Annotated in this window: 21 protein-coding genes and 1 rRNA gene; 18 read left to right on the forward strand and 4 right to left on the reverse strand. The window is 70.9% G+C overall.

Going from position 1 to position 25376, the window contains the following annotated elements; translation table 11 throughout:
• Positions 1 to 49 precede the first annotated feature (49 nt).
• The 13 genes from rrf to BJY20_RS16205 all read left to right on the forward strand — a co-directional run bounded on the left by rrf (position 50) and on the right by BJY20_RS16205 (position 11519).
• A 5S ribosomal RNA gene (gene rrf / locus BJY20_RS14650) occupies positions 50 to 166 on the forward strand.
• A 464-nt stretch (positions 167 to 630) separates the two neighbouring features.
• Positions 631 to 1281, forward strand: a complete 651-nt coding sequence (locus BJY20_RS14655; RefSeq protein WP_343062921.1) for a tetratricopeptide repeat protein — start codon at positions 631 to 633, stop codon at positions 1279 to 1281.
• Entirely contained in the window at positions 1278 to 2255 is a 978-nt protein-coding gene (locus tag BJY20_RS14660; RefSeq protein WP_185992210.1) for an HAD-IIA family hydrolase, read from the forward strand. The genes BJY20_RS14655 and BJY20_RS14660 overlap by 4 nt, the downstream gene beginning before the upstream one ends.
• 69 nt (positions 2256 to 2324) lie before the next feature.
• Positions 2325 to 2849, forward strand: a complete 525-nt coding sequence (locus BJY20_RS14665) for a hypothetical protein (protein ID WP_185992211.1) — start codon at positions 2325 to 2327, stop codon at positions 2847 to 2849.
• A gap of 142 nt (positions 2850 to 2991) precedes the next feature.
• Positions 2992 to 3144 carry a hypothetical protein gene (locus BJY20_RS14670; RefSeq protein ID WP_185992212.1) on the forward strand — a complete coding sequence of 51 codons (153 nt, stop codon included), beginning with the start codon at positions 2992 to 2994 and terminating at the stop codon, positions 3142 to 3144.
• Complete coding sequence (locus BJY20_RS14675) at positions 3145 to 3951, forward strand: SAM-dependent methyltransferase (RefSeq protein WP_185992213.1); 807 nt, start codon at positions 3145 to 3147, stop codon at positions 3949 to 3951.
• Complete coding sequence (locus tag BJY20_RS14680; RefSeq protein ID WP_185992214.1) at positions 3948 to 4865, forward strand: NAD kinase; 918 nt, start codon at positions 3948 to 3950, stop codon at positions 4863 to 4865. Before BJY20_RS14675 ends, BJY20_RS14680 begins: the two co-directional genes overlap by 4 nt.
• A gap of 3 nt (positions 4866 to 4868) precedes the next feature.
• Positions 4869 to 6617 (forward strand): DNA repair protein RecN, encoded by a 1749-nt coding sequence (recN, locus tag BJY20_RS14685; protein ID WP_185992215.1) that lies wholly within the window; start codon positions 4869 to 4871, stop codon positions 6615 to 6617.
• Positions 6618 to 6696: 79 nt separating this feature from the next.
• A complete protein-coding gene (pyrG, locus tag BJY20_RS14690; protein ID WP_343062922.1) occupies positions 6697 to 8412 on the forward strand; it encodes a CTP synthase in 1716 nt (571 codons plus the stop codon).
• A gap of 1 nt (position 8413) precedes the next feature.
• A complete protein-coding gene (locus tag BJY20_RS14695; protein WP_185992216.1) occupies positions 8414 to 9061 on the forward strand; it encodes an NUDIX domain-containing protein in 648 nt (215 codons plus the stop codon).
• A gap of 66 nt (positions 9062 to 9127) precedes the next feature.
• Complete coding sequence (gene aspS, locus BJY20_RS14700) at positions 9128 to 10966, forward strand: aspartate--tRNA ligase (protein ID WP_185992217.1); 1839 nt, start codon at positions 9128 to 9130, stop codon at positions 10964 to 10966.
• Positions 10963 to 11244: a hypothetical protein gene (locus tag BJY20_RS16200; protein WP_246297164.1), complete on the forward strand. Its 282-nt coding sequence runs from the start codon at positions 10963 to 10965 to the stop codon at positions 11242 to 11244. The genes aspS and BJY20_RS16200 overlap by 4 nt, the downstream gene beginning before the upstream one ends.
• Complete coding sequence (locus BJY20_RS16205; RefSeq protein WP_343062923.1) at positions 11172 to 11519, forward strand: HAD-IA family hydrolase; 348 nt, start codon at positions 11172 to 11174, stop codon at positions 11517 to 11519. Before BJY20_RS16200 ends, BJY20_RS16205 begins: the two co-directional genes overlap by 73 nt.
• A 205-nt stretch (positions 11520 to 11724) precedes the next feature.
• Here the strand turns inward: BJY20_RS16205 and BJY20_RS14710 are convergent, their stop codons facing one another.
• The 4 genes from BJY20_RS14710 to BJY20_RS14725 all read right to left on the reverse strand — a co-directional run bounded on the left by BJY20_RS14710 (position 11725) and on the right by BJY20_RS14725 (position 18434).
• Complete coding sequence (locus BJY20_RS14710; RefSeq protein WP_246297165.1) at positions 11725 to 13554, reverse strand: BCCT family transporter; 1830 nt, start codon at positions 13552 to 13554, stop codon at positions 11725 to 11727.
• A 163-nt stretch (positions 13555 to 13717) separates the two neighbouring features.
• Positions 13718 to 15433 carry an FUSC family protein gene (locus BJY20_RS14715; protein ID WP_185992219.1) on the reverse strand — a complete coding sequence of 572 codons (1716 nt, stop codon included), beginning with the start codon at positions 15431 to 15433 and terminating at the stop codon, positions 13718 to 13720.
• On the reverse strand, positions 15430 to 16221 hold the full coding sequence (locus BJY20_RS16550; protein WP_185992220.1) for a GNAT family N-acetyltransferase: 792 nt from the start codon (positions 16219 to 16221) through the stop codon (positions 15430 to 15432). The genes BJY20_RS14715 and BJY20_RS16550 overlap by 4 nt, the downstream gene beginning before the upstream one ends.
• Entirely contained in the window at positions 16218 to 18434 is a 2217-nt protein-coding gene (locus BJY20_RS14725) for an MMPL family transporter (RefSeq protein ID WP_185992221.1), read from the reverse strand. The genes BJY20_RS16550 and BJY20_RS14725 overlap by 4 nt, the downstream gene beginning before the upstream one ends.
• Before the next feature lie 18 nt (positions 18435 to 18452).
• Between BJY20_RS14725 and BJY20_RS14730 the strand changes: the two genes are divergently transcribed.
• The 5 genes from BJY20_RS14730 to BJY20_RS14750 all read left to right on the forward strand — a co-directional run bounded on the left by BJY20_RS14730 (position 18453) and on the right by BJY20_RS14750 (position 25368).
• A complete protein-coding gene (locus tag BJY20_RS14730; RefSeq protein WP_343062924.1) occupies positions 18453 to 19868 on the forward strand; it encodes a replication-associated recombination protein A in 1416 nt (471 codons plus the stop codon).
• A gap of 270 nt (positions 19869 to 20138) precedes the next feature.
• The gene (gene alaS / locus BJY20_RS14735) at positions 20139 to 22820 is read left to right on the forward strand and encodes an alanine--tRNA ligase (protein ID WP_185992222.1); all 2682 of its coding nucleotides are present in this window, start codon (positions 20139 to 20141) and stop codon (positions 22818 to 22820) included.
• 7 nt (positions 22821 to 22827) lie between these two features.
• Positions 22828 to 23340, forward strand: a complete 513-nt coding sequence (ruvX, locus tag BJY20_RS14740; RefSeq protein WP_185992223.1) for a Holliday junction resolvase RuvX — start codon at positions 22828 to 22830, stop codon at positions 23338 to 23340.
• A complete protein-coding gene (gene mltG / locus BJY20_RS14745; protein WP_185992224.1) occupies positions 23337 to 24530 on the forward strand; it encodes an endolytic transglycosylase MltG in 1194 nt (397 codons plus the stop codon). The genes ruvX and mltG overlap by 4 nt, the downstream gene beginning before the upstream one ends.
• Positions 24523 to 25368 (forward strand): shikimate dehydrogenase, encoded by an 846-nt coding sequence (locus BJY20_RS14750; protein ID WP_343062925.1) that lies wholly within the window; start codon positions 24523 to 24525, stop codon positions 25366 to 25368. The genes mltG and BJY20_RS14750 overlap by 8 nt, the downstream gene beginning before the upstream one ends.
• Positions 25369 to 25376: the final 8 nt, after the last annotated feature.

The raw sequence follows: 25376 nt of genomic DNA on the forward strand, positions 1-25376 counted from the left end.
CCCCCTTTGACCCACCAAGGGGGCACGGCAAATCGTATTTCCATAGAGTTACGGCTGTCACAGCGAAAGGGAAACGCCCGGTCCCATTCCGAACCCGGAAGCTAAGCCTTTCAGCGCCGATGGTACTGCACTGGAGACGGTGTGGGAGAGTAGGACGCAGCCGGACAACCATTAGAAAAGCGAAAGCCCCCGACGAGTCGTCGGGGGCTTTCGTACGTCCCAACGACCAAGCGAATCGAAGGCGCGAGAACGAGATCTTCTTGCATCGATGGACATGGCAGGGAAGTCTGGGTCGTGAAGGCCACCGGGTGGCAGAGAGAGGGTTGAACAGTGGACGAGAGGCGCAGCGGAGCGCAGCGTGGACAAGGCAACGGTGGCGGACGCGGGAGTGGCCGCCCCCAGGGTGGGCGGCCCGGACGCACCGGAGGTCCTCCCGGCCGGCGCGAGGGCGGCTCCGAACGCCGTGATGACCGGCCGGGCGATCGGGATACTCGGTCGTCCCGTCCCGGGCGCGCCGGTTCCGGCAGGGGCGAGGACGATCGGGGTGGATCGCGCCTGGTTCCCAAGGAGGGGCGCAAGCCCGAGCCGGCGATCTCACCCGAAGTCACGGGAGCGGAGCTGGACCGCAGCGTGCGCCAGCAGCTGCGGACTCTGAGCAAGGAGAACGCCGACGGCGTCGCCCAGCACCTCGTGATGGTGGCGCTGCTCCTCGAGGCGGAGGACATGGACGGCGCGTTGGCCCATGCGGAGACTGCTGTGCGCCGCGCAGGACGCGTGCCCGCTGCGCGCGAAGCGCTGGGCTTCGTCGCCTACCGCCTGGGTGACTACGCCCGCGCACTGACCGAGTTCCGCACCGTCCGGCGACTGAGTGGATCCTCGCACCTGTTGCCGCTGATGGTCGACTGCGAGCGGGGTCTGGGGCGACCGGAGCGGGCGCTGGAATTGCTCGCGTCCCCGGAGGCAGGGTCCCTGGGCCGGGAGGAGCAGGTCGAGCTGCTCATCGTCGGGTCGGGTATCCGACGCGACATGGGACAACCGCAGTCAGCCGTGCTCGCGCTGCAGGGCCAGGTCGACAAGGTCAAGGGCAAGCCGTGGGCCGCGCGGGTCTGGTACGCCTATGCCGACGCGTTGCTCGAGGTGGGCCGCACCGACGACGCCCGGGACTGGTTCGGCAAGGCGGCAGTGGCCGACCAGGACGGTGCGACCGATGCGGTCGAGCGCATCGAGGAGATCGATGGGGTCTTCGTCGAGGAGGTCGACGGGCAGGACCCGCAGGCGTGACCCGACTCATCGACGGCTTCGATGCCCTCATCTGCGACGTGGACGGTGTCGTCGTCGCCGGGTCGAGTGTGGTCGCGCACGCCGTTGACGTACTCAACTCTCTCGAGATCCCGGTCGTCTTCGCGACGAACAACGCCTCACGCACTCCGATGGAGGTGGCGGCCACGCTTCGCGGACACGGTGTCCACGCGAGCGCGGACCATGTGCTCACCTCCTCGCTGGCGGCCGCTCGCGAGCTCGCGAACATGCTGTCCCCCGGGTCCGCGGTGATGGCCGTCGGCGGCCCCGGGGTGGCCGACTCCCTTCGCTCGGTCGGTCTTCAGCCCCGATCACCGCAGGACGAAGGGGACGTCGCGGCCGTCGTGCAGGGATACGGGCCGCAGGTCACGGCCGCGGACCTGGGGGCCGCCGCGGTTGCCATTCGGTCCGGCGCGCGGTGGGTCGCGACGAACGCGGACCTGACCCTCCCCACGGAGCAGGGCCCCCTGCCCGGCAACGGTTCGCTCGTGTCTGCCGTTCAAGCGGCCGTTGAGGTCGACCCAGTGATCGTCGGCAAGCCGAGTCGTGCGATCTATGCGCTGGCCGCCGAGCTCGTTGGTGCGCAGGCGGCCCGGACGATGGCTGTCGGTGACCGTCTCGAGACCGACATCGCGGGAGCCACGGCGTCCGGTATGCCCGGAGTGCTGGTCCTCACCGGTGTGCACGGCCCCGCAGACGCGGCAGGCGCATCGCCGCAGAGTCGGCCGCTGTACGTGTTGGAGGACCTGCGCGGTTTGGAGCGCGACTACCCCGTGGGCAGCAGGAACGGTGACTGGTTCGCCCGCGGGGATGCCATGGCCAGGTGTGGGGAGCGCCTCGATGTCCGCGGTCGCGGGATCGACGCGGTCCGAGCCGGGCTGGATGCCGTGTGGGCCGCCGTCGACGCGGGGCGGATCACCTCGCAGGACGCTCGCGCGCTGATGGTCAGCAGGTAACGTGGACCGGTAGCCGACACGAGGAGTGACGTGGACCCAGTACGCGGAATGATCCATCTTGGCCTGAAGATGACCGAGACGACCCTGGACCGGACCCTGGACGTCGTCCGCCTTGTGGACACCCTGCTCGTGGCCTCCGCCGTGCCGAGCGAGGGTGGGACGACGAGCGACGACCCCGAGCCCGTGTGGCCCGAGGAGGAGCAGGCGGATCTCGATGCGCTGAGCGCCACACTGCGGGCTCGCAAGGAGCCCACGTCGGACGCCGCGAGGAAGAGTGCCGCGAGGAAGGGCTCCCCGGCGAAGAAGGCCCCAGCGAAGAAGAGTGCCGCGAAGAAGGCCCCGGCAAAGAAGCAGGCGGGGAACGCATCGACCGCGAAGACGGCTGCCACGAAGACCTCGGCGAAGAAGAGCGCCGCCAAGAAGACTCCGACAAAGTCCGCTGCGAAGAAGACCTCTGCGAAGAAGACCTCTGCGAAGAAGACCTCGGCGACGACTCCGGCGTCAACGAAGGCGGCCGCGGCCAAGAGGGCCCCGGCGAAGAAGGCGAGTGCCCGTCCCGAGACACCCAGCCTCGTCGTCCTCCCGGATGCCTGAGTTCATGGACCACTCCCACAGCGCGCCCGTGCCCGGGCCTGCGAAGCCGCGTCCCGCGAGACCAGTGGCCCCGGTTCCGGCGGACCGCGCAGGATCGTCGGCGGACGGTGCCGGGACCGCGACCTCAGCGCAGGAGCTCGGGGTGACGACACCGCCGGAAACCGGGGACATCGTCGTCGATGCGACGCTGCGCGATCTCGCCGCGGTCGATGGCACGGATCTCCCGGGGATGCTCGCCGCGGGGGAGTCGGTGCACGCGACACTGACCGCGCGCCTGTCCGACCTCGGCACCTGAGTGGCGGCAGACTCCCGGCTGGACGTCGTCCTCGTCGAGCGAGGCCTCGCTCGCAGCCGCACTCGGGCCAACTCGCTCATCGTCGCGGGGGACGTGCTGGTCGACGGCGTCACGGTCACGAAGGCCTCCGAGCGCATCGCCTCCGCCTGCGAGGTGAGCGTCTCCGCGGGCGCAGACCGGTGGGTCGGTCGAGCCGCACTCAAGCTCGTGGGCGCCTTCGAGGGGTTCGGCCTGGACGTCGTAGGACGTCGGTGCCTGGACGTCGGCGCCTCCACCGGCGGTTTCACGCAGGTGCTCCTCGAGCACGGTGCGGCACACGTGACGGCGCTCGACGTCGGCCACGGCCAGCTCGTCCCCGAGCTCGAAGCGGACCCGAGGGTCGACGACCGCAGCGGGACGACCATCCGGGGGCTGACCGCCGCGGACCTCGGCGGGCCCGTCGAGGTGGTCGTCGGTGACCTGAGCTTCATCTCCCTTCGCCTCGTGCTGGCTGAGGTGGCCGGGCTGGTCACCGACGACGGCGAGGCCGTGCTGCTCATCAAGCCGCAATTCGAGGTCGGCCGCGACCGCGTCGGTCGTGGAGGCATCGTCGCTTCCTCGGCTGCCCGCGCCGACGCGATCGAGGCCGTCCTGGCCCGGGCAGCCGAAGTCGAGCTGTCCGTGCTTGGTCTGACGGCGAGCCCCGTGCGCGGGGGAGGAGGAAATCACGAGTACCTCGTACACCTCACCCGCCGCACCGACGTCGGCCTGACGTGGCAGGCTCAGCTGGTGAGGATCAGCGAACTGGTGCAGGAGGAGGACACGTGAGCGACCAGCGACGGGTGCTCCTGATGACCCATCCCGGCCGGCCGGAGGCGCTCGAGGTGGCCATCGGGGTCGCCGAACGCCTGGCCGAGGCCGACATCGAGGTCCGGGTGCCCGCCGGAGAGATCGCCGAGAGCATCCTGGGACAGCACCCCGTCTCCGTGGTCCACGAGGGTGATGACCCGGCGAGTGGGGTCGAGCTCGTCGTGGTCCTCGGCGGCGACGGCACGATCCTGCGCGGCGCGGAGACCGCCCGGGGGGCCGGCGTGCCCGTCCTGGGGGTCAACCTCGGCCACGTCGGCTTCCTGGCCGAGGCCGAGCGTGAGGACGTCGACGCGACCGTCGAGCACATCGTCGACCGTGCCTACCGCGTCGAGGAGCGCATGGCCCTCGACGTCGTCGCGACCCTGGACGGTCAGGAGATCGCCCGCACCTGGGCACTGAACGAGTCCACGGTCGAGAAGGCCTCGCGCGAACGGGTGCTCGTCCTGACCGTGGAGATCGATGGACGGCCCCTGTCGACATGGGGTTGCGACGGCGTCGTCATGGCGACCCCCACCGGATCCACCGCCTACGCCTTCTCGGCCGGCGGCCCGGTCGTGTGGCCGGGGGTCGAGGCCATGCTGGTCGTGCCGATCAGCGCGCACGCACTCTTCGCCCGCCCGCTCGTCGTGGCACCCACGTCGGACCTGGCCGTGGACCTGGTCCCGGGGACCGAAGGGCACGGGGTCCTGTGGTGCGACGGCCGGCGCACAGTGGACCTGCCGCCCGGGGCCCGCGTCGAAGTCAGCCGCTCTGCCGAGCCGGTGCGCCTGGCCCGGCTGAGCGACTCGCCCTTCACCGATCGCCTCGTCGCGAAGTTCGACCTGTCCGTGCACGGCTGGCGCGGACGACGCCAGAGCCAGCAGGAGGCCTGACGCATGCTGCGTGAGCTGCACATCCGCGACCTCGGCGTCATCGAGGACGCGACGCTGCCGCTGGATGCCGGTTTCACCGTCGTCACGGGCGAGACGGGCGCGGGCAAGACCATGGTCGTCACCGGTCTCGGCCTCGTCCTGGGTGGTCGCGCCGATGCCGGCCTGGTCCGCTCGGGCCGGGGGGAGGCCGTCGTCGAGGCGGCTCTCGAGCTTGACCCGCAGCACCCGGCCCGCGAGAGGGCCGCGGAGGCCGGTGCCGCCGCGGACGAGGACGAGCTGCTGCTCGCCCGCACGGTCTCCGCCGCGGGTCGCTCCCGGGCCCACGTCGGGGGTCGGCGGGCACCGATCGCGACGCTGAACGACCTCGCGGAGGACCTCGTGGCCGTCCACGGCCAAGCGGACCAGTGGCGCCTGCGCCGGCCTGCGCAGCACCGGGCGCTGCTCGACACCTTCGGCGGCGAGACGGTGGCCGGTCCACTGGCGCAGGTGGCCTACCTCTACACGGCGTGGCAGGAGGCGAAGGGGGAGTTGGCCGGCCTCGTCGAGGGCGAACGCACCCGCCTGCAGGAGGTCGAGCTGCTGACCCACCAGCTGGAGCAGATCGACGCCGTGGACCCGCAGCCCGGGGAGGACGCGGAGCTGGCCGGAGAGGCAGAGGTCCTCGGCAACGCCGAGGACCTGCGCGTGGGCGCCGACCTGGCCCACCGGCTGCTGTCGGACCCGGACAGCTTCAGCGGCGACGACGTCGTGGGTCGGATCGCCCGGGCCGGTGACGAGCTCTCCCGGATCGTCGGACACGATCCACGTCTGGCCGAGGTCCACCGCCGACTCGGGGAGCTCGGCGTACTGGCAGCGGACGTCGCCGGCGAGCTGTCCGCATATGCCGCCGACGTCGAGGCCGACCCGGCACGCCTGGGCGTCGTGCAGGAGCGCCGGGCCGCGCTGACCGACCTGACCCGGCGCTACGGCGAGGACACCGCAGCCGTCCTCGCCCACCGCGACACCTCCCGGCAACGCCTGCTGACCCTCGAGGGAGCCGACGAGCGCATCGAGGAGCTCACCGGCCGCGTCGACGACCTCGCGAAGGACCTCGGCGCGGCGCTCGAGCGGCTCACCGCGGCCCGTGCGGCGGCCGCAGCGACATTGGCCGAGACCGTCGAGGGTGAGCTGGCCCGCCTCGGGATGGACCGTGCGCGCGTGGAGATCGCGGTCGGGGCCCGCACCGACGACGCAGGTGCCCGGCTTCCGGGGCCGGAGGGGGAGCGCACCGTCTCCGCAGAGGGCGCGGACTCGGTCGAGATCCGTGTCGCCGCCAACCGCGGGGACCCGCCACGGTCGGTGAGCAAGGCCGCCTCCGGCGGTGAGCTGTCCCGGATCATGCTGGCCATCGAGGTCGCCACGGCCGGCTCCGGTCGGGCGCAGGTGCCCACCTTCGTCTTCGACGAGGTCGATGCCGGGGTGGGCGGACGAGCCGCGCTCGACGTCGGCGCCCGTCTGGCCGCACTGGCCCGCACGAGCCAGGTCATCGTCGTCACCCACCTGGCCCAGGTGGCCGCTCACGCCGACCGGCACCTGGTCGTGCACAAGAGCCACGACCAGCAGGTCACGTCCAGCGACGTGCGCGTCGTCGAGGGCGAGTACCGCCTGGGGGAGCTCTCCCGGATGATGGGGGGCGGGGACACAGAGGTCGGTCTCACCCACGCCCGTGAGCTCCTCGAGCAGTGCCGCGGGTCGCTCTCCCAGCCTTCCTGAGTGACGACGAGGAACCGGCGACCAACTCGTGACGCCCCGCGGTACGAAGAGCCGCTCCGGTGACGTAAAGTGAAAGCCCGTGGTGGCACTGACGAAACACATCTTCGTGACCGGAGGAGTTGTCTCCTCACTCGGCAAGGGTCTGACGGCTTCGAGCCTCGGGCATCTCCTGCGGGCGCGTGGCCTCTCGGTCACCATGCAGAAACTCGATCCCTACCTCAACGTGGATCCGGGGACGATGAACCCCTTCCAGCACGGTGAGGTGTTCGTCACCGAGGACGGGGCGGAGACGGACCTCGACATCGGTCACTACGAGCGCTTCCTCGACCGCAACCTCGACGGTGCGGCCAATGTCACGACCGGACAGGTCTACAGCCGGGTGATCGCCCGGGAACGCAAGGGGGAGTACCTCGGCGACACCGTCCAGGTCATCCCGCACATCACCAACGAGATCATCTCCCGGATGCGCGCACCCGCAGCCGGCAGCCCCGGCGTCGAGGATGCCGGCGCGCCGGACATCATCATCACCGAGATCGGCGGCACCGTCGGCGACATCGAGTCCCAGCCCTTCCTCGAGGCCGCACGCCAGGTGCGCCACGAGCTCGGCCGGGACAACTGCTTCTTCCTGCACGTCTCGCTCGTGCCCTTCATCGCGCCGAGCGGCGAGATGAAGACCAAGCCGACCCAGCACTCCGTCGCCGCCCTGCGCCAGGTCGGAATCCAGCCGGACGCGCTCGTGCTGCGTGCGGACCGGGAGATCTCGGAGGACATCAAGCGCAAGATCTCGATGAGCTGTGACGTCGAGAAGGACGGGGTGGCCGCCTGCGTCGACGCGCCGAGCATCTACGACATCCCCAAGGTGCTGCACCGCGAGCGCCTGGACACCTTCGTCATCCGCCGCCTCGGCGTGAACTTCACCGACGTCGACTGGGACAGCTGGGACACCCTGCTGCGCCGCGTGCACCAGCCCGCCCACGAGGTCGAGATCGCTCTCGTCGGCAAGTACGTCGACCTGCCGGATGCCTACCTGTCGGTCACCGAGGCGCTGCGCGCCGGTGGTTTCCACAACGACGCCAAGGTACGCATCCGGTGGGTCCCCTCCGACGACTGCGAGACCGAGGCCGGGGCGACCAGGGCCCTCGGTGGGGTCGACGCGATCCTCGTGCCCGGCGGTTTCGGTGTCCGGGGCATCGAGGGCAAGCTCGGCGCGCTGCGCTGGGCCCGTGAGCGTCAGGTGCCCACCCTGGGCATCTGCCTGGGTCTGCAGTGCATGGTCATCGAGTACGCACGCAACGTCGCCGGCATCGAGGGAGCGAGCTCGACCGAGTTCGACAGCGCGTCGGTCGCGCCGGTCATCGCGACGATGGAGGAGCAGAAGTCCTTCGTCGACGGCGCCGGCGACCTCGGCGGGACCATGCGCCTGGGCTCCTACCCGGCCGACCTGCGTGAGGGCTCGGTGACGGCGGGGGCCTACGGCTCGACCAAGGTCACCGAGCGACACCGCCACCGCTACGAGGTCAACAACGGCTACCGAGCCCAGCTCGAGGAGGCCGGTCTGGTCGTCAGCGGCTCGCACCCGCAGCTGGGGCTCGTCGAGTTCGTCGAGCTGCCCCGTCAGGTGCACCCGTACTACGTGTCCACGCAGGCCCACCCCGAGTTCAAGTCGCGCCCGGACAAGGCGCACCCTCTTTTCAGCGGCCTCGTCGGCGCCGCAGTGCAGGCCCAGCGTGACTCCCGCCTCGTCGAGGTCGAGCCGCCGACCGAGGCGTCGCTCGTCGCGGACGAGACGCTCTGAGATGACCTCCGAGCACCCACCCCTGCGCGACGAGATCGTCCCCTCGCCGGTCGTCGACAGCGAGATCGTCTTCGACGGTGTCGTCTGGGACGTGCGCCGGGAGGCTTTCGACCTCGAAGGTGAGCGGCTGGTGCGGGAGGTCATCGACCACCCGGGCGCCGTTGCCGTGCTCGCACTCGACGAGCAGGACCGGACGCTGCTCATCCGTCAGTACCGGCACCCGATCTCCTCCCACGAGTGGGAGATCCCCGCCGGACTGCTCGACGTCGCCGGCGAGGACCCACTCCTCGCGGCGCAGCGCGAGTTGGCCGAGGAAGCAGATCTCGTCGCCGAGCACTGGGCGGTGCTGGTGGACTACTTCAGCTCGCCCGGCGGCATGAACGAAGCGCTGCGGATCTACCTCGCCCGCGACCTGAGCGAGGTGCCCGCCGCGGAGCGGCACGAGCGCGAGGGCGAGGAGGCCCACATCCTCCACCGACGGGTGCCCCTGGACGAGGTGGTCGACGCCGTCCTCGCCGGGGACGTGCACAACTCCACACTCGTCATCGGCGTCCTGGCGGCCCAGCGGATGCGCGACCACGGCTGGACCTCCCTTCGCCCGGCCGACAGCCCGTGGCCGCAGCATCCGAGCAACCGCAACCACGCCTGATATCCGTAGGATGGACCACGCCCGACGACCGCCGGGCGCCCCGATGAGGACAAGGAAGAACTCCCCGTGCTCCGCACCCATGACGCCGGCACCCTGCGTGCCGACCACTCCGGCCAGACCGTCACCCTCAGCGGATGGGTGGCTCGGCGACGTGATCACGGTGGCGTGGCCTTCCTCGATCTTCGCGACGCCTCCGGCGTCGTCCAGGTCGTCGCCCGCGACGAGGTCCTGACCGGAGCGGCGCACGACCTGCGCAACGAGTACGTCATCACGGTCGTCGGCGAGGTCGCCCCGCGCGACCCCAAGGACGTCAACCCGAACCTGTCGACGGGCGAGGTCGACGTCCTCGCTTCCTCCATCGAGGTGCTCAGCACGGCGGACCCGCTGCCCTTCCAGATCGATGAGCGCGTCTCCGTCGGCGAGGAGGCCCGTCTGAAGCACCGCTACCTCGACCTGCGCCGCCCCGGCACGGCCAGTGCCGGTGCGGGTCTGCGGTTGCGCAGCAAGGTCAACGCCGCAGCACGATCGATCCTCGCCGAGCGCGACTTCGTCGAGATCGAGACCCCGACCCTGACCCGGTCCACTCCCGAGGGTGCTCGTGACTTCCTCGTCCCCGCGCGGCTCGCACCGGGTGAGTGGTACGCCCTGCCGCAGAGCCCGCAGCTGTTCAAGCAGCTGCTCATGGTCGCCGGGATGGAGCGGTACTACCAGATCGCCCGTTGCTACCGCGACGAGGACTTCCGCGCCGACCGGCAGCCGGAGTTCACCCAACTCGACATCGAGATGTCCTTCGTCGAGCAGGACGACGTCATCGAGCTCGGTGAGTCCATCGCGAAGGCGGTCTGGGGCACCATCGGTGTCGAACTGTCCGCTCCCTTCCCACGGATGACCTACGCGGAGGCGATGGAACGCTACGGCAGCGACAAGCCCGACCTGCGCTTCGACGTGGAGCTGCAGGACTGCACCGCGTTCTTCGCCGACACCCCCTTCCGCGTGTTCAAGGCCGACTACGTCGGCGCTGTCGTCATGCCCGGTGGGGCCGGCCAGCCGCGCCGGCAGTTCGACGCCTGGCAGGAGTGGGCGAAGCAGCGTGGCGCCAAGGGGCTGGCCTACGTCACCGTCGGCGAGACGGGCGAGCTGGGTGGGCCCGTCGCCAAGAACATCTCCGAGGAGGAGAAGGCCGGTCTGGCCGCGCACGTCGGTGCCCGGCCCGGCGACTGCATCTTCTTCGCGGCGGACCAGCCCCGGGCCGCGCGGGCGCTGCTCGGCGCAGCGCGGCAGGAGATCGCCCAGCGCTGTGACCTCATCGACGAGTCCCAGTGGTCCTTCGTGTGGGTCGTCGACGCCCCGCTCTTCGAGCCCACGGGCGATGCCGTCGCCGCCGGTGACGTCGCCGTCGGGGCCGGTGCCTGGACCGCGGTCCACCATGCCTTCACCAGCCCGAAGCCGGAGTTCCTCGACACCTTCGACACCGACCCGGGGTCCGCCCTGGCCTACGCCTATGACCTCGTCTGCAACGGCAACGAGATCGGCGGTGGGTCCATCCGTATCCATCAGCGTGACGTGCAGGAGCGGGTCTTCTCCGTCATGGGCCTGGACGAGGAGTCGGCCCAGGAGAAGTTCGGCTTCCTCCTCGAGGCATTCAAGTACGGCGCGCCCCCGCACGGAGGCATCGCCTTCGGCTGGGACCGCATCGTCATGCTCCTGCTCGGCGCCGGCTCGATCCGCGATGTCATCGCCTTCCCCAAGTCCGGCGGCGGTTACGACCCGCTGACCGATGCGCCCGCCCAGATCACCCCGGAGCAGCGCAAGGAAGCCGGCATCGACGCGACACCGCGCAGCGCACAGGACGCAGCGGATGCCGCCGGATCGTCGGCGGCGGCAGGTACAGCCGCCAAGTCATGACGACGGACACCGTCGCAGTCCTCCTGTGGGACTGCGACGGTGTCCTCCAGCACGGTCGGTTCGACTGGCGCGAGCGCCTGGACACCGCGGTTGCTCCGGGCTTCGCCCGCAAGGTCTTCGAGGCCGAACTCCCGGCGCTACGCGGTGAGCGCAGCCTGCGAGCGGTGCTGACCGACCTGCTGGAGCAGGAGAAGCGATCGCGCTCGTGGACGAGGTCCGGAGCCTCGGGGTCCGCTGCCTGCTCGCGACGAACCAGCAGGACCACCGGGTGCGCGTGATGCGCGAGGTCCACGGGTACGACGACATCGTCGACGGCGCGTACTGGTCCAGCGAGGTGGGGGCGATGAAGCCCGACGCTGCCTTCTTCGAGCACGTCCTCGACGATCCGGGTGTGCCGGCCGACCGGGTCGGATTCGTCGACGACGTGCCGGTGAACGTCGAGTCGGCGCGGGCGCTCGGCATCCGGGCGGTCCACCATGTCCCGGCGAGTGGCGCGGCAGGGCTGCGGCAGGCCCTGCAGCCGCTCGTGCCCGCCCTCGCGGGCACCCCCTAGCGGCGACCGGGTCCGCAGGCCTAGCGCGCAGCCACGTCCGCCAAGCGGCCGAGGAAGTCCGTCTGGGGCGCCACGACGAGCTCGTGCGGGCGCGGGCGCGTTTGACGACCCAACCCACCGTCGCGGGACGCACGAGGGCCCCCGCAGACGCACCTGGGGCGTCCGCGGGGGCCCGAACGTGTCCGAGCGATCCGCTCCCGCTCGGTCAGTCGTCGTGGTGGCCGTTCTCGCGTTCCAGCTCACGGGCCCTGGTGACCGTGGTGACCGCAGTACGCTCCCGGCCCCAGATGCCCTTGGTGCTGGTGAGCGCGTAGTCGATGCGGTCGTCGACCTGCTCGCCGAAGACGTCGTCGAAGTTCTCCGTGAGCTCGCCTGCCATCGCCCGGCGACGCATCCGCACCTCCGTGTCGACGATCGCCCGGTGCTCGCTGTTGAGGGCCTTGTACAGGGCGATCATGATGAAGACGATCACGATGGCGAAGGGGGCCCCTGTCGCGACGGAGCCTGCCTGCAGTGCAGACAGTCCTTCCGTTCCCCCGGCCAGGAGCAGGGCGCTTGCCACAACTCCCTCGAGGACGGCGAACAGCACCCGGCTCCAGGTCGGCGGGTCCGGGTGCCCACCGGAGGCGAGCATGTCCACGACGAGGGAGCCCGAGTCGGACGAGGTGACGAAGAAGATGACCACCAGGATGATGGCGATGGCCGACAGGACGCTGCCCAGTGGGAGCGTCGCCAGCGTGTCGAAGAGGGCGACCTCGGCCACGAGGCCGTCGTCCGGCACGAGGTCCCCGACCGTGCGCTGCCGGTTGATGGCGGTCCCGCCCAGAGCCGTGAACCACACGAACCCCATGAGCGTCGGCACGAGCAGTGCGCCCGTCACGAACTCCCGGACCGTGCGACCCCGCGAGATCCGGGCGATGAACACGCCGACGAAGGGGGACCAGGCGATCCACCAGCCCCAGTAGAAGATGGTCCAGCCACCGGCCCAGTCGAGGCCTGCCTGCCCGGTGTAGGCAAAGGCGTCAAACGTGTTCGGCAGGAGGTTCGCGCTGTAGGCCCCGATGGACTGGACGAAGTCCCGCAGGAGGAACAGGGTGGGGCCGAGTGCGATGACCAGGACGAGGAAGACCCCGGCCAGACCGAGGTTGGCGTTGGACAGCCACTGGATGCCCTTGCCCACCCCGCTGATGACCGAGATGGTGGCGATGGCCGTGATCACCGCGATGAGCACGACCATGAAGGTGTTGGAGGCCTCGTCGATGACACCCAGCTCCATGAGCCCGGTCGAGACCTGGGTGACGCCCAGACCCAGCGAGGTGGCGACACCGAAGAGGGTGCCCACGATGGCCAGGACGTCGACGACGTCGCCGATCCATCCCTTGACGCGATCGCCCAGGAGCGGCTCCAGCGCCCATCGGAGCGAGACGGGACGTCCCTTGCGGTGGATCGCGTAGGCGAGGGCGAGGCCGACGATGACGTACACCGCCCACGGGTGCAGACCCCAGTGGAGGAAGGTCTGGGCCATGGCCTGGTTGGCCAGCTCGGCCTCGGTTCCCTCGACCCCCGGCTTGGGGCTGGTGTAGAAGGTCAACGGCTCTGCGACGCCGTAGAAGACCAGGCCGATCCCCATGCCGGCTGCGAAGAGCATGGCGAACCAGGACACCAGGTTGAACTCTGGCTTCTCGTTCTCACGTCCGAGGGTGATGTTTCCGAAGCGGCTCACCGCGAGGAAGATCGCGAAGACGACGAAGGAGGCGATGGCCAGGGTGTAGAACCAGCCGAAGCCGCTGACGATGTGGCCCTGGATCGAGTTCCACAGCTGCCCGGCGGTCTCGCTGAAGATGATCGAGAAGAGAGAGACGCCGATGACGACGATCAGGGCCGGCCAGAACACCCTCGGGGCGATGCCGCCCGGGCCCAGCCGGACGCCGTGGTCGAGGAGCTGCTGGGTGATGCGCTCGTCCTCGGTGCGGTGATCCGGGTCGTCGTGATGGTCTTGTCTCGGGTCGTCGGTGGCGTTCGACGATGCGCTCATACTCGCCTGCTCTCCTTGGCGTGGGGTCGTGGGCTCCTGTGAAGCCAACCACATCTGCTCGCTGCAGGGTTGGACTCGAAGGAATTCGTCGCTTGGCACAATGGCGGTACGGACCGCTGCGGGTCAAAACGGGAACTCCGGGTCTCGCCCGGTGTGGCGGGGGTCACGACCCGGTCAGAGCGGCCTCCACACACCTCAGCTCGGTCGTGATGTCCGCTGCCGCACGGGTGCGGGTCACCTTGTGGTCGAGGATCCCCCCGAGTCGCTCGCGCGCCAGAGCCATTCGCTCCCGTTCACCACGTACCCGGGGGTTCCACGTGGCGCCCAGGACGAGATAACCGATGTGTGCGAGGAGCTGCTCCATCTCCCGGTAGGGCGCGACCACCTTGGGAGCATCGGCCAGTGTCCTCAGGGCAACCTGGTCGGACGCCAGCAGCTCGACGTAGAGCTGGCGGCAGTGGTGGAGGTGGGCCTGCATCCCCTCGGGCGTGCGGGTGCGGCGCTCCGCGAGATCGGTGAGGACGTCATCGAGCGCGAGCACCACTCGTCGGGCGTGGGCCCGCAGGAGCAGTTCGGGCCGCCCGAGGGCGCCGGAGACCACGACCACGACCAGGGCCACACCCACACCGATCACGGTGTCGACACCACGGTCGTAGAGGATCGTCGACGGGTCCATGTCGGTCACGGAGACGGAGATCGACAGCGCCAGCGGCGTGAGGAAGACGACGGCCGCCGCGTAGTTGCGGGTCACGAGCATCTCGACGACGAACTGCAGGCAGACCACGAGCGCGATCAGCGCCCAGTGGCTCGGATCGAGGCCCAGGACGAGGCCGAAGGCGAGCAGCCCGGCAGCCGTGCCGATCGTGCGTTGGAAGGAGCGCTGGAGCTGGGCGCGTCGGGTGCCGCCCGAGTGGACGATCAGGACCGCGAAGGCCGTTGCCCAGTACGCGTGCGCGTTGTCGAGCGCGAAGGCGATGGTGCCGGCGACCAGCCCTGCGGGGAGCACCCGGGCTGCCACGAGCAGGTCCTCGCTGGGCCAGCGCAGCGCCTGCCGCAGCGACCACAGGGCCCGGGGGCGGCCGAGGGAGACCTGGCGGGCGCTCGCGGCCTCGTGCAGGGCCAGCTCGGCGGTGACCTCCTCGTCGGGGCCGCCGACGGCACGGGAGACGGCGGCGGCGTAGCGCGAGTGCATCCGCTGCAGCCGGCCACCGAAGTGGTCCTGGCTCCCGCCATCGGTCACAGCCGTCCACGCGCGGTTCAGGGCAGCGGAGGCAGTGCGTCGGGAGCGGGCGATCTCGGACGCGTCCGTCTCGGTGATGTACTGCTCGACGAGTTCCTCGGCGGTGGCGACGGCAGCCTCCTCGACACCGTGGGCGCCGAACCACAGGTCCGAGGTCCCCACGAGGACCGCCGAGCACACTCCGATCGCGGCGACCCCCAGGATGACCCGGGGATCGGCACCGTGTGCGGCGGCGAGGTTGCCGATGCCGAGGTCGAGGGCGAAGAAGAAGCCGGCCGGCGGGCCGATCTGCAGGGAGTAGGTCAGGAACGTCGCCATCGTCGCCACGACCGCCATCAGGACGACTGCGAGGTAGGGGTGTCCGGCTGTCGCGACTCCCAGGGCCAGCGAGGCGAGCAGGCCCGCACCGGCGGAGGGAATGATGCGCAGGCGTCTGCGCACGGGCGCCCCCGCGCCGTACAGCACCGCGAAGACACCGAGACCGGCGAGGAAGGCCTCCTGGGGGTATCCGGCAAGGGTGAGGACCGTCAGTGGCAGGCCGATCGCCAGGGCCGCGCGCAGGGCGACCCACCGCCGGACCGGACTGGGTCCGAAGGAGAAGACGGGTCGCGCGAAGTCGACTGCCGCTGATCTGCTCATCCCAGTGCTCCACTGCTCCAGACCGCCCCGGTCTCGTACCCCAAGCAGTGGTAGAGGCGCCGCGCGGTGTCGTTGACCGAGTACATGCCCAGAGTGCACCACCCGTGGGTGGCGATGGCGCCTCGTGTCAGCTCGGCGGTGACCACCCGACCCAGACCCCGGCCGCGGGCGGCCGGGGCGACGGTGATCCCGGAGAGGACCGGAGTGCCCGACCGCTCGGGTTCGCAGCAGCCGACGGCGAGCAGACCCCCTTCGCCATCACGGACGCCGACCCAGCGCTGACCGGACCGGGCGAAGGGCTGGCCGTCGGTACCGGGGTTGTGGGCGTCGAGCAGTGCCTGCACATCACTTCGGTCCCGGCTGGCCAGCTCGACCGTCCCGTCGCCGAGAGGCTCCACCGGGGGTGCAGTCGTCCACATCCACTCCCACAGACCATGGGGCCGTGGCAGCAGCCCGCCGACATGCGCTGCGGCGCGGGGGAGGGAGATCGCATCCACCCCCTTCCTCCGCAGGTGCGCGAGCCATCGGGCGAAGGGGGGCGATGCGACCAGCTCCTCGAGTGCGGCGACGACGGCCGGGGAGACGAGGCGACCGCTGCCGTCGTCCCCGTGCAGCATGAGGTTGGTGCCGTGCGTGTACGTGGGCCGGGCGAAGGCGACCGCCCAGGCGTCCCCGCGCCGGACGCACAGCGCGTCGGACCCGGGCAGGGGCGTGGATTCCGCCAGGACCACGCGGTCGCCACCCGTCCACGCGGCGAGGCCCGGCAGGGGGATGCGCTCGACGCTCACTCGGTCACCCCGAAGCGGGAGTGCAGGCGCTTCATCCAGCGCGGCGCCCACCAGTTCCACTCGCCGAGGACAGACATCGTCGCCGGCACGAGGAGCATCCGCACGAGCGTGGCGTCGATGATGATCGCGACGACGAGGGCGACGCCGGTCTGCTTGACGGCGAGGATCTGGGCGAGGACGAAGCCGGAGAAGACGATGACCATGAGCAGGGCCGCGCTGGTGATGATCCGCCCGGAGCGCTGCAGCCCCAGCCGCACGGCCTCGTCGGTGGGCCGACCCTGCTCGTGCAGCTCGACGATCCGGGAGAGCAGGAAGACCTCGTAGTCCATCGACAGGCCGAAGGCGAAGGCGAGGACGAGGACCGGGATGGACACCTCGACCGCGCCGACGGAGTCGAAGTGGAGCAGACCGGACAGGTGTCCGTCCTGGAAGACCCACACGAGCACCCCGAGCGAGGCGCCGAGGGAGACGACGTTCATCACCAGGGCCTTGATCGGGACGACGAGGGACCCGGTCATCAGGAAGAGCAGCACGAAGGTCGCCAGGATGACCGTCGCTGCCGCCCACGGTGCGCGGTCGACCAGCGCGTCGACGAAATCGGTCAGCCCGGAGGCCTGGCCCCCGATGTGGGCCTCGAAGGGAGGCCCGTCCGCCCTGAGGTGGGCGGCGAGGGCGCGGCTGTCGTCGCCGAGGGGCTCGTCACTGGTGCGCAGGTCGACGGTGAGCACCGTCTCGTCGTCCGGTGTGGTGCCCACCTCGCTGACCTCCACGGAGTCCACGTGCGGCAGCACGCTCGCCTCGTCCTGCGCCCAGGCACGCACCCGCGACCCGTCGGCGGTGGTGACGACCTGGACGTCCGGGGGCGCCAACTGCGGGTAGTCCTCGGCGAGCTCGGCGAAGAAGGTCCGCTGGTCGCTGCCGACGGGCAGCAGCTCGGTCCCGGAGGAGGTGACCGCCATGCGGGTCGCCGGCAGCGCCATGGCGCCCAGCGCCGCGATCACCAGGACGATGACCAGCCACGGCGCACGTTGCACACGGCCGGCCAGCCGGGCGAAGGCCCCGTCGTCCTGTACCTGCTCGGTGCGTCCCTTGACCAGGCGCCGCGCCCACAGGGCACACAGGGCGGGCACCAGCGTCGTCGCGACCGCCAGGCAGAGCACCACGACCGAGACACCGGCAGCGCCCGAGGCGCGCATGAAGGTCGCGGGGAAGAAGAAGAGCCCGGACATCGCGATGGCGACGGTGACCGCGGAGAAGACGACGGTGCGGCCGGCGCGGTCGAGGGTGCGGCCGGTGGCCTGCTGGACGAGGTGACGGCTGCCCCCGGTCGGGTCGTCCCCGTCGAGCTCGAGGGCGAGCTCCTCGCGGAACCGGGAGACGATGAGCAGGCCGTAGTCGATGCACAGACCCAGACCGAGGACGGTGACGATGTTGACGACGGTCGCATCGAGGTCGATGACGTGGGCGAATCCCCACAGCGTCGCCAGCGCGCCGGCGATCGAGGCGAGGGCGCCGAGCAACGGGATCCCGGCAGCGAGGAAGCCGCCGAAGATCAGCACCATGACCACGAAGGTGATCGGCAGGGCGATGCCCTCGCCGAACGCCAGGTCGGTACTGACCTGCCCGATGATCTCGTCGAGGAGCATCTGCACGCTGCCGCGCCGGCTGTCCGTGGCCTGCGAGCCGTTGACGATCTCGCCGAGCTGGACGTCGACGGCGCGCTGTGCCTCCTGGAGTGCCTCGCCCTCGAGGTCCTGCTCGTACTCCACGACCGTGACGAAGCCATAGCGCCCATCGCCCTGCTCCTGCACGAGGGGACCCGCGCGAGGGTCCTCGACACCCTCCCGGAGGACCAGTGGGTTGACGACCCGGGCGACGCCCTCGGTCTCGTGGATGCGTTCCACCGCTGCCGCGACCTGCTGCCGGACGAAGGGGGAGGTGGCCGGCGACCCCTCGACGATCAGGGTGTCCGTGGCGAAGTCGCCACCGCCGGCCTCGACGATGAGGTCACGGGCCTCCTGCGCCTGGCCCGGGGCGGTGATCTCACCGCTGGAGAGGTCGTCGAAGAGCGCGTGGCCGGTGACCGTGCCCAGCGCCAGCGCGAGGGAGAAGGCCGCGAGGACCAGCCAGGTGACCAGGACGGTGACAGGGTGCTTTGCCACCTGCACGCCGAGCCGGTGCAGGTAGGTGGAGGTGTCCCGGTGTCTGCCCACCGGGATAGCGTGCCACTCGTGACCTCCTTCGATCTCTTCGCCTCCGCCGGTGGGGAACCCGACGGTGGGGCGGCGGACCTGCAGGCGCCGCTGGCAGTACGCATGCGCCCCCGTGATCTCGGCCAGGTGCGTGGTCAGCAGGAGGTGCTGCGGCAGGGTTCCCCGCTGCGCCGACTCGTGGAGGGCAGCGTCAGCTCGGTCACCGGACCGATGTCGGCGATCCTCTGGGGTCCGCCCGGCACGGGCAAGACGACGCTGGCCCACCTCGTCGCGACCGCGGCCGACCGCGACTTCGTGCAGCTGTCCGCAGTGACTGCGGGAGTGAAGGACGTGCGCGCGGTCCTGGAGGGTGCTGCGCGGTCGCGTTCCCTGTACGGCCGCCAGACGGTGCTCTTCCTCGACGAGATCCACCGCTTCTCCAAGGCCCAGCAGGACGCGCTGCTGCCCGGCGTGGAGAACCGCGAGGTCGTGCTCGTCGCGGCGACCACGGAGAACCCGTCGTTCTGCGTCATCGCGCCGCTGCTGTCCCGCTCCATCCTCGTCACCCTGGAGTCGCTGACCCGCGAGGAGGTCGGTGAGGTCATCGACGCGGCCCTGGCCGAGGAGCGGGGTCTGGCCGGTGGCTACGCCCTCGCCGAGGAGGCCCGGGATCACCTCGTCGCGATCGCCGGAGGAGATGCCCGTCGGGCGCTGACCTCCCTCGAGGCGGCGGCCGGTGTCGCCGACGGCGACGTCCCCTTCGGACCAGACACCCCGAAGACCATCCCGCTCACCCTCGCCCACGTCGAGCAGGCGGTCGCCAGGGCAGCCGTGCGCTACGACCGCACCGGTGACCAGCACTACGACGTCGCCTCCGCCTTCATCAAGTCGATGCGCGGCTCGGACGTCGATGCGGCACTGCACTACCTGGCGCGCCAGCTCGAGGCGGGGGAGGACCCGCGCTTCATCGCGCGCCGCATCGTCATCGCCGCCGCCGAGGACGTGGGTCTGGGCGACCCGACGGCCCTGCAGACGGCGGTCGCCGCGATGCACGCCGTCGCCCAGATCGGGATGCCCGAGGCGCGGATCGTCCTCGCCCAGGCTGTCGTCCACAACGCGCTCGCGCCGAAGTCCAACGCGGCCTACACGGGCATCAACGAGGCCATCGCCGACGTGCGGGCCGGCAAGGTGCAGGCCGTCCCGCCGCACCTGCGCGGCAGCGGCTACACCCAGGCATCGGACCGGGCCGCCGGCGCCAGCGGAGGAGCGAAGGTCGAGGGGTACGTCTATGCCCATGACCAGCCCGACGGTGTCGCCGCGCAGCAGTACCTGCCCGACGACCTGCATGCCGAGCTGGCCGAGAGGTCCTACTACCGGCCGACCGACCGGGGCTTCGAGGCCCGGCTGCAGGAGCGGTGGGGCTGGCTACGACGCTGCCTGCGCGGCAAGGGCTGACCCGCTCCGCGCGATGATCCCGCCGTCGGGGACGAGGGCGCCGCCGGTGGCGCGCGTGCATGTTCCCAGGCGTCGCAGCCGCGGGTACCGCGAGGACCGGTGAGTAAGGTGGGTGGCATGACCGTGCTTCTCGGACGACCGCAGCCGACCATCGCGCTGCGAGCTATCGCGGGGTCGGCCCGCGCCTGACGCCCGGGACGCCCCCTTCGCTCCTGCCCGAGACCCCGCAGCACACTCTTTGCAACAGCACTGATTGGACACGAGACACCCATGGAAACTGCCGAGATCCGGCGCCGCTGGTTGACCTTCTTCGAGGCCAAGGGACACACGGTCGTCCCCTCCGCCCCCCTGATCCACGACGACCCCACCCTGCTGTTCGTCAACGCCGGCATGGTCCCCTTCAAGCCGTATTTCTCCGGTCAGGAGAGCGCTCCGTGGGACCGTGCCACGAGCGTGCAGAAGTGCGTGCGCACCGGGGACATCGACGAGGTCGGCAAGACCAGCCGGCACGGCACGTTCTTCCAGATGAACGGCAACTTCTCCTTCGGCGACTACTTCAAGCGGGAGGCCATCGCCTTCGCCTGGCAGCTGCTGACCACACCCCAGGAGGAGGGCGGCTACGGCCTCGAGCCCGAGCGCCTGTGGGCCACGGTCTACAAGGACGACGACGAGGCCGAGCGTCTCTGGCTCGAGGAGACCGCGATCCCGGCCGAGCGCATCGTGCGGCGCGGTGAGCTCGACAACTACTGGAGCATGGGCGTGCCCGGGCCCGGCGGTCCGTGCAGCGAGATCTTCTACGACCGCGGCGAGGAGTACGGCGTCGACGGAGGCCCGGAGGTGGACGAGGACCGGTTCATGGAGATCTGGAACCTCGTCTTCATGCAGTACGAGCTCTCGGCCGTGCGGGCCAAGGACGACTTCGACGTCGCCGGCCCGCTGCCGGCACAGAGCGTCGACACCGGCATGGGTCTGGAGCGCATCGCGAGCATCCTGCAGGGCGTCGACAACATGTATGAGATCGACGAGGTCTACCCGGTGCTGGAGAAGGCCGCGGAGATGACCGGTCGCGACTACGGCGCCTCCTCCGGCCAGACCGCGGGGGACTCCCACCCCGATGACGTCCATCTGCGCGTCGTGGCCGACCACGTGCGGTCCTCGCTCATGCTCATCGGTGACGGTGTCACCCCCGGCAACGAGGGACGTGGCTATGTACTGCGTCGGATGCTGCGGCGCGCGGTGCGTGCGATGCGCCTGCTCGGCTATCAGGAGCCGGCCCTGCCGCACCTGCTGCCGATCTCCATGGAGCGGATGAGCGCCTCGTACCCCGAGCTGCGTACCGGCTTCGACCGGATCGCGCAGATCGCCTACGGCGAGGAGCAGGCCTTCCGCCGCACTCTGGCCCAGGGCACGACGATCCTCGACACCGCGGTCAGTGAGACCAAGCAGTCCGGTCGCGACGTCCTCACCGGGGAGAAGGCCTTCGCCCTCCACGACACGTACGGCTTCCCGATCGACCTCACCCTCGAGATGGCGGCCGAGCAGGGCCTGACGGTCGACCGCGAGGGCTTCGTGCGGCTGATGGACGAGCAGCGCCAGCGGGCCAAGGCCGACGCGCGGGCCAAGAAGGGCGGCCAGGCCAACACCGAGGTGTGGAAGCAGCTGCGCTCCCTCGGCGCCACCGACTGGCGCGCCTACGAGGAGCTGACCACCCACGGCTCGGTCGTCGGCCTCGTCAGCGACGGCGCGAGCGTCGAGGAGCTCCAGCCGGGCCAGACCGGCCAGGTCGTGCTCGACCGCACCAGCTTCTACGCCGAGTCCGGCGGTCAGATCGCCGACTCCGGGATCATCGTCGCCGACGGCACCCGCCTGCTCGTGCGCGACGTGCAGCGACCGGTCAAGGGACTCGTCGCGCACACCGTCGAGGTCGCCGACGGCCCCGTGCGGGTCGGCCAGGAGACCTCCGCCGAGGTCGACCCGGGCTGGCGTGTCGACGCCTGTCAGGCCCACTCCGGCACGCACGTGGTGCACGCCGCCCTGCGCCAGGTGCTCGGCCCCTCCGCGCTGCAGTCCGGCTCCTACAACAAACCCGGCTACCTGCGCCTGGACTTCGCGTGGAACCAGTCCCTGTCCGCCGATGCGCGTGCCGAGATCGAGCACGCCGCCAACCTCGCCGTGCGCGATGACCTGCCGGTCTCCGCGGACTGGATGAGCCTGCCCCGGGCCCGTGAGCAGGGCGCACTGGCGCTCTTCGGGGAGACCTACGACGAGCAGGTGCGCGTCGTCGAGATCGGCGGACCGTGGTCGCGGGAGCTGTGCGGTGGCACCCACGTGCGTCACTCCAGCCAGATCGGTGCGCTCACCCTGACCGGTGAGTCCTCCATCGGCTCCGGAGTGCGCCGCCTCGAGGCATTCGTCGGGATGAACGCCCTGGCCCACCTGGCCACCGAGCGGGCGCTGGTCGCCGAGCTCTCCGACCTCGTCAAGGCACCCGCGGGTGACCTCCCCGAGCGCGTGTCCGACATGATCACCCGCCTGCGCGAGACCGAGAAGGAGCTGGAGAAGGTCCGTCGGGAGCAGGTCGCTGCCTCCGCGGGTTCGCTCACCGACTCGGCGAAGGACGTCGCGGGGGTCACCTTCGTCGGCCGGCACATCCCGGGCGCGTCCGGTGACGACCTGCGACGCATGGTCACCGACGCCCGTGGCCGGCTGGGCGAGGAGCGGCCCACGGTCGTTGCCCTCACCGGTGACGGCTCGGGCAAGCCCGTGGTCGTCGTCGCCACCAACGAGTCGGCCCGGGCGAAGGGGGTGCGGGCCGGCGCCCTCGTGCGGGTCGCGGCACAGACCCTCGGCGGCGGGGGCGGCGGCAAGGACGACCTCGCCCAGGGCGGTGGCCAGGACCCCGACAAGGTGTCCGAGGCACTCGCCGCACTCGAGCGCGAGATCGGATCCTGACCCGCGCATGCGCACCGGCACACGGCTGGGGATCGACGTCGGCGACGCCCGGGTGGGGGTCGCGACGAGCGACCCCTCCGGGCTCCTGGCGACCCCGGTCGAGACGGTTGCCCGTGACCTCGAGCACGACAGCGACATCGACCGGGTCATCGAGCTGGCCGTCGAGCTGTCGGTGATCGAGGTCGTGGTCGGCCTGCCGCGCTCGCTCGACGGTGGGGAGGGCCCTGCTGCACGAGGCGTGCGCGACTGGGCGCAGTCGCTGCGCACTGCCCTGCGCGGGGCGCCGATCGGGAACACGCCGATCCGCCTGGTGGACGAACGCCTCTCGACCGTGGATGCTCATCGGGGTCTGCGGGACAGTGGCGTGGCCGGGCGCAACCACCGTCGGGTGGTGGACCAGGCGGCCGCGGTACTCATCCTGCAGACGGCACTGGACACGGAGCGCGCAACCGGTGGACCCCCCGGGGAACGGGTCGGTCGGCCGCGCCGTCGCACACCGCGGAAGGGCAATGACGCATGACCGGGCTCGACGACAGCATCTTCGACGACGGTGCGCACGAGGCCCTCGAGGACCGGGACGGCGAGCTGCACCGGTCCCGGGCCGAGCGGCGCAAAAACCGCCGCCGTCGCGGGCTTCGCCCCCGGGACGACGCCCGTCGTCGACGTCGGGGCATCTCCTGCCTGGCGGTCCTGCTGGCGGGTGTCCTCGTCCTGGCCGCTGGGTGGTTCGCCTTCGGATCCCTTCGTTCGCTGTTGCCCGGGTGGGGTGAGCCCAACGACTACGCCGGTCCGGGGAGCGGGAAGGTCGAGGTCGTCATCGACTCCGGCGCGTCCGGGTCGATGATCGGCCGGACACTGCAGGAGGCGGGCGTGGTGAAGACCACGAGCAGCTTCACCGCGGTGGCCCGGGCCGAGCCGGAGCAGGCGGCCTCGATCCAGCCGGGGACCTACGCGATGCTGCAGAAGATGTCGGCCGCCGACGCCTTCGACCGTCTCCTCGAGCCGGCCAACCGCGTGGCCAAGGGCGTCACCCTCCCCGAGGGCCTGTGGCGCTCGGAGATCTACGAGCGCCTCTCGAAGGGCACGGGCGTGCCCATCAAGGAGTACGAGCAGGCCGAGAAGTCGGACGAGCTCGATCTGCCGCCGCAGGCGGAGGGCGAGGTCGAGGGCTGGCTCTTCCCCTCCACCTACGAGTTCGTCGACGACGCGAGCGCGGTGCAGCAGATGAACAAGATGATCAACCAGACGCTCTCGCACCTGAGGGAGGCCGGGGTCCCGAAGGACGAGTGGGAGCGCACCCTGACCGTCGCCTCGATCGTCGAGGGCGAGGCCGGGGCGGCGGACCGAGCGAAGGTCGCCCGCGTGGTCGAGAACCGTCTGGCCGACCCCACGGGCCCGACCCGCGGGATGCTCCAGATGGACTCGACCATCCACTACCTGCTGCAGAAGCGGGGGACGGTGACGACCTCCGACAAGGAGCGCAACACCGACAGCCCGTTCAACACGTACAAGAACCAGGGCCTGCCTCCGGGACCGATCAACAACCCCGGTGCGGCCGCCATCGAGGCAGCGGGGAACCCGGCCGAGGGTGACTGGCTCTTCTTCGTCACCGTGGATCCGTCCACGGGCGAGACGAAGTTCGCCAGGACGCAGGCAGAGCACCAGCAGAACGTCCAGGAGTTCTGTCGCAATACGGGTAGCTGTGAGTGACCCCGTGCCCTCACGGGAGACCCTGCGCGCCGGTGTGCTGGGGTCCCCCGTCGGGCACTCGTTGTCCCCGACGCTGCACCGGGCCGGGTATGCGGCTGCCGGGCTGACGCACTGGTCCTACACGGCCCACGAGGTGGACGAAGGGGGACTGCCCCCCTTCGTCGCCGGCCTCACCGACGACTGGCGGGGCCTGAGCCTGACGATGCCGCTGAAGGTCGCCGCCGCCGACCTGGCCGAGAGTGTCACCGACACCGCCCGGGCCGCCCGGGCGGTCAACACCCTCGTGCGCACGGACACCGGCTGGGCCGCCGACAACACGGACGTCCACGGGATCACGGCCGCCCTGCGTGAGGTGGGCGTGATGCGCGTGGACCGGGCGACCGTGGTCGGCTCGGGGGCGACCGCCCGCTCGGCCGTGCTGGGGCTGGTGGGTCTGGGCGCCACGCACATCACCGTCGCCGCCCGCACCCCGCAGCGGGCGGAGGCGCTGGGCGACGTCGCCGACGTGGTGCTGGAGGTCGTCCCGATCGAGGACTGGTCGCGCACCGGCGCACCCGCGGTGGTCTCGACCCTGCCGGGCGGGAGCGCCAACGCCGCCGCGGCGGGCCACGCGGACGACGGGCTCGCCGGCGCCACGGTCCTCGACGTCGTCTACGCGGACTGGCCGACGCCCCTGGCCCGCGCGGCCACCGACCACGGCGCACGGGTCGTTTCCGGTCTCGAGATGCTCGTCCACCAGGCCGCGAGGCAGTTCGAGCTCTTCACGGGGCAGAGCGCGCCGGTGGCGGCGATGCAGGCGGCCGGTCGAGCCGCACTGGGCCATTCCCCGGACGCCTGAGTCGTCCA

The sequence above is a fragment of the Janibacter cremeus genome (assembly GCF_013409205.1).
Lineage (GTDB): Bacteria > Actinomycetota > Actinomycetes > Actinomycetales > Dermatophilaceae > Janibacter > Janibacter cremeus.

Bases quoted from the DNA above. Each gene is read 5' to 3' on its own strand.
- BJY20_RS14665 (WP_185992211.1), top strand. From the start codon at position 2,325: ATGACCGAGACGACCCTGGACCGGACCCTGGACGTCGTCCGCCTTGTG.
- recN (WP_185992215.1), top strand. From the start codon at position 4,869: ATGCTGCGTGAGCTGCACATCCGCGACCTCGGCGTCATCGAGGACGCG.
- BJY20_RS14695 (WP_185992216.1), top strand. From the start codon at position 8,414: ATGACCTCCGAGCACCCACCCCTGCGCGACGAGATCGTCCCCTCGCCG.
- BJY20_RS16200 (WP_246297164.1), top strand. From the start codon at position 10,963: ATGACGACGGACACCGTCGCAGTCCTCCTGTGGGACTGCGACGGTGTC.
- BJY20_RS14710 (WP_246297165.1), bottom strand. From the start codon at position 13,554: ATGAGCGCATCGTCGAACGCCACCGACGACCCGAGACAAGACCATCAC.
- BJY20_RS14715 (WP_185992219.1), bottom strand. From the start codon at position 15,433: ATGAGCAGATCAGCGGCAGTCGACTTCGCGCGACCCGTCTTCTCCTTC.
- alaS (WP_185992222.1), top strand. From the start codon at position 20,139: ATGGAAACTGCCGAGATCCGGCGCCGCTGGTTGACCTTCTTCGAGGCC.
- ruvX (WP_185992223.1), top strand. From the start codon at position 22,828: ATGCGCACCGGCACACGGCTGGGGATCGACGTCGGCGACGCCCGGGTG.
- mltG (WP_185992224.1), top strand. From the start codon at position 23,337: ATGACCGGGCTCGACGACAGCATCTTCGACGACGGTGCGCACGAGGCC.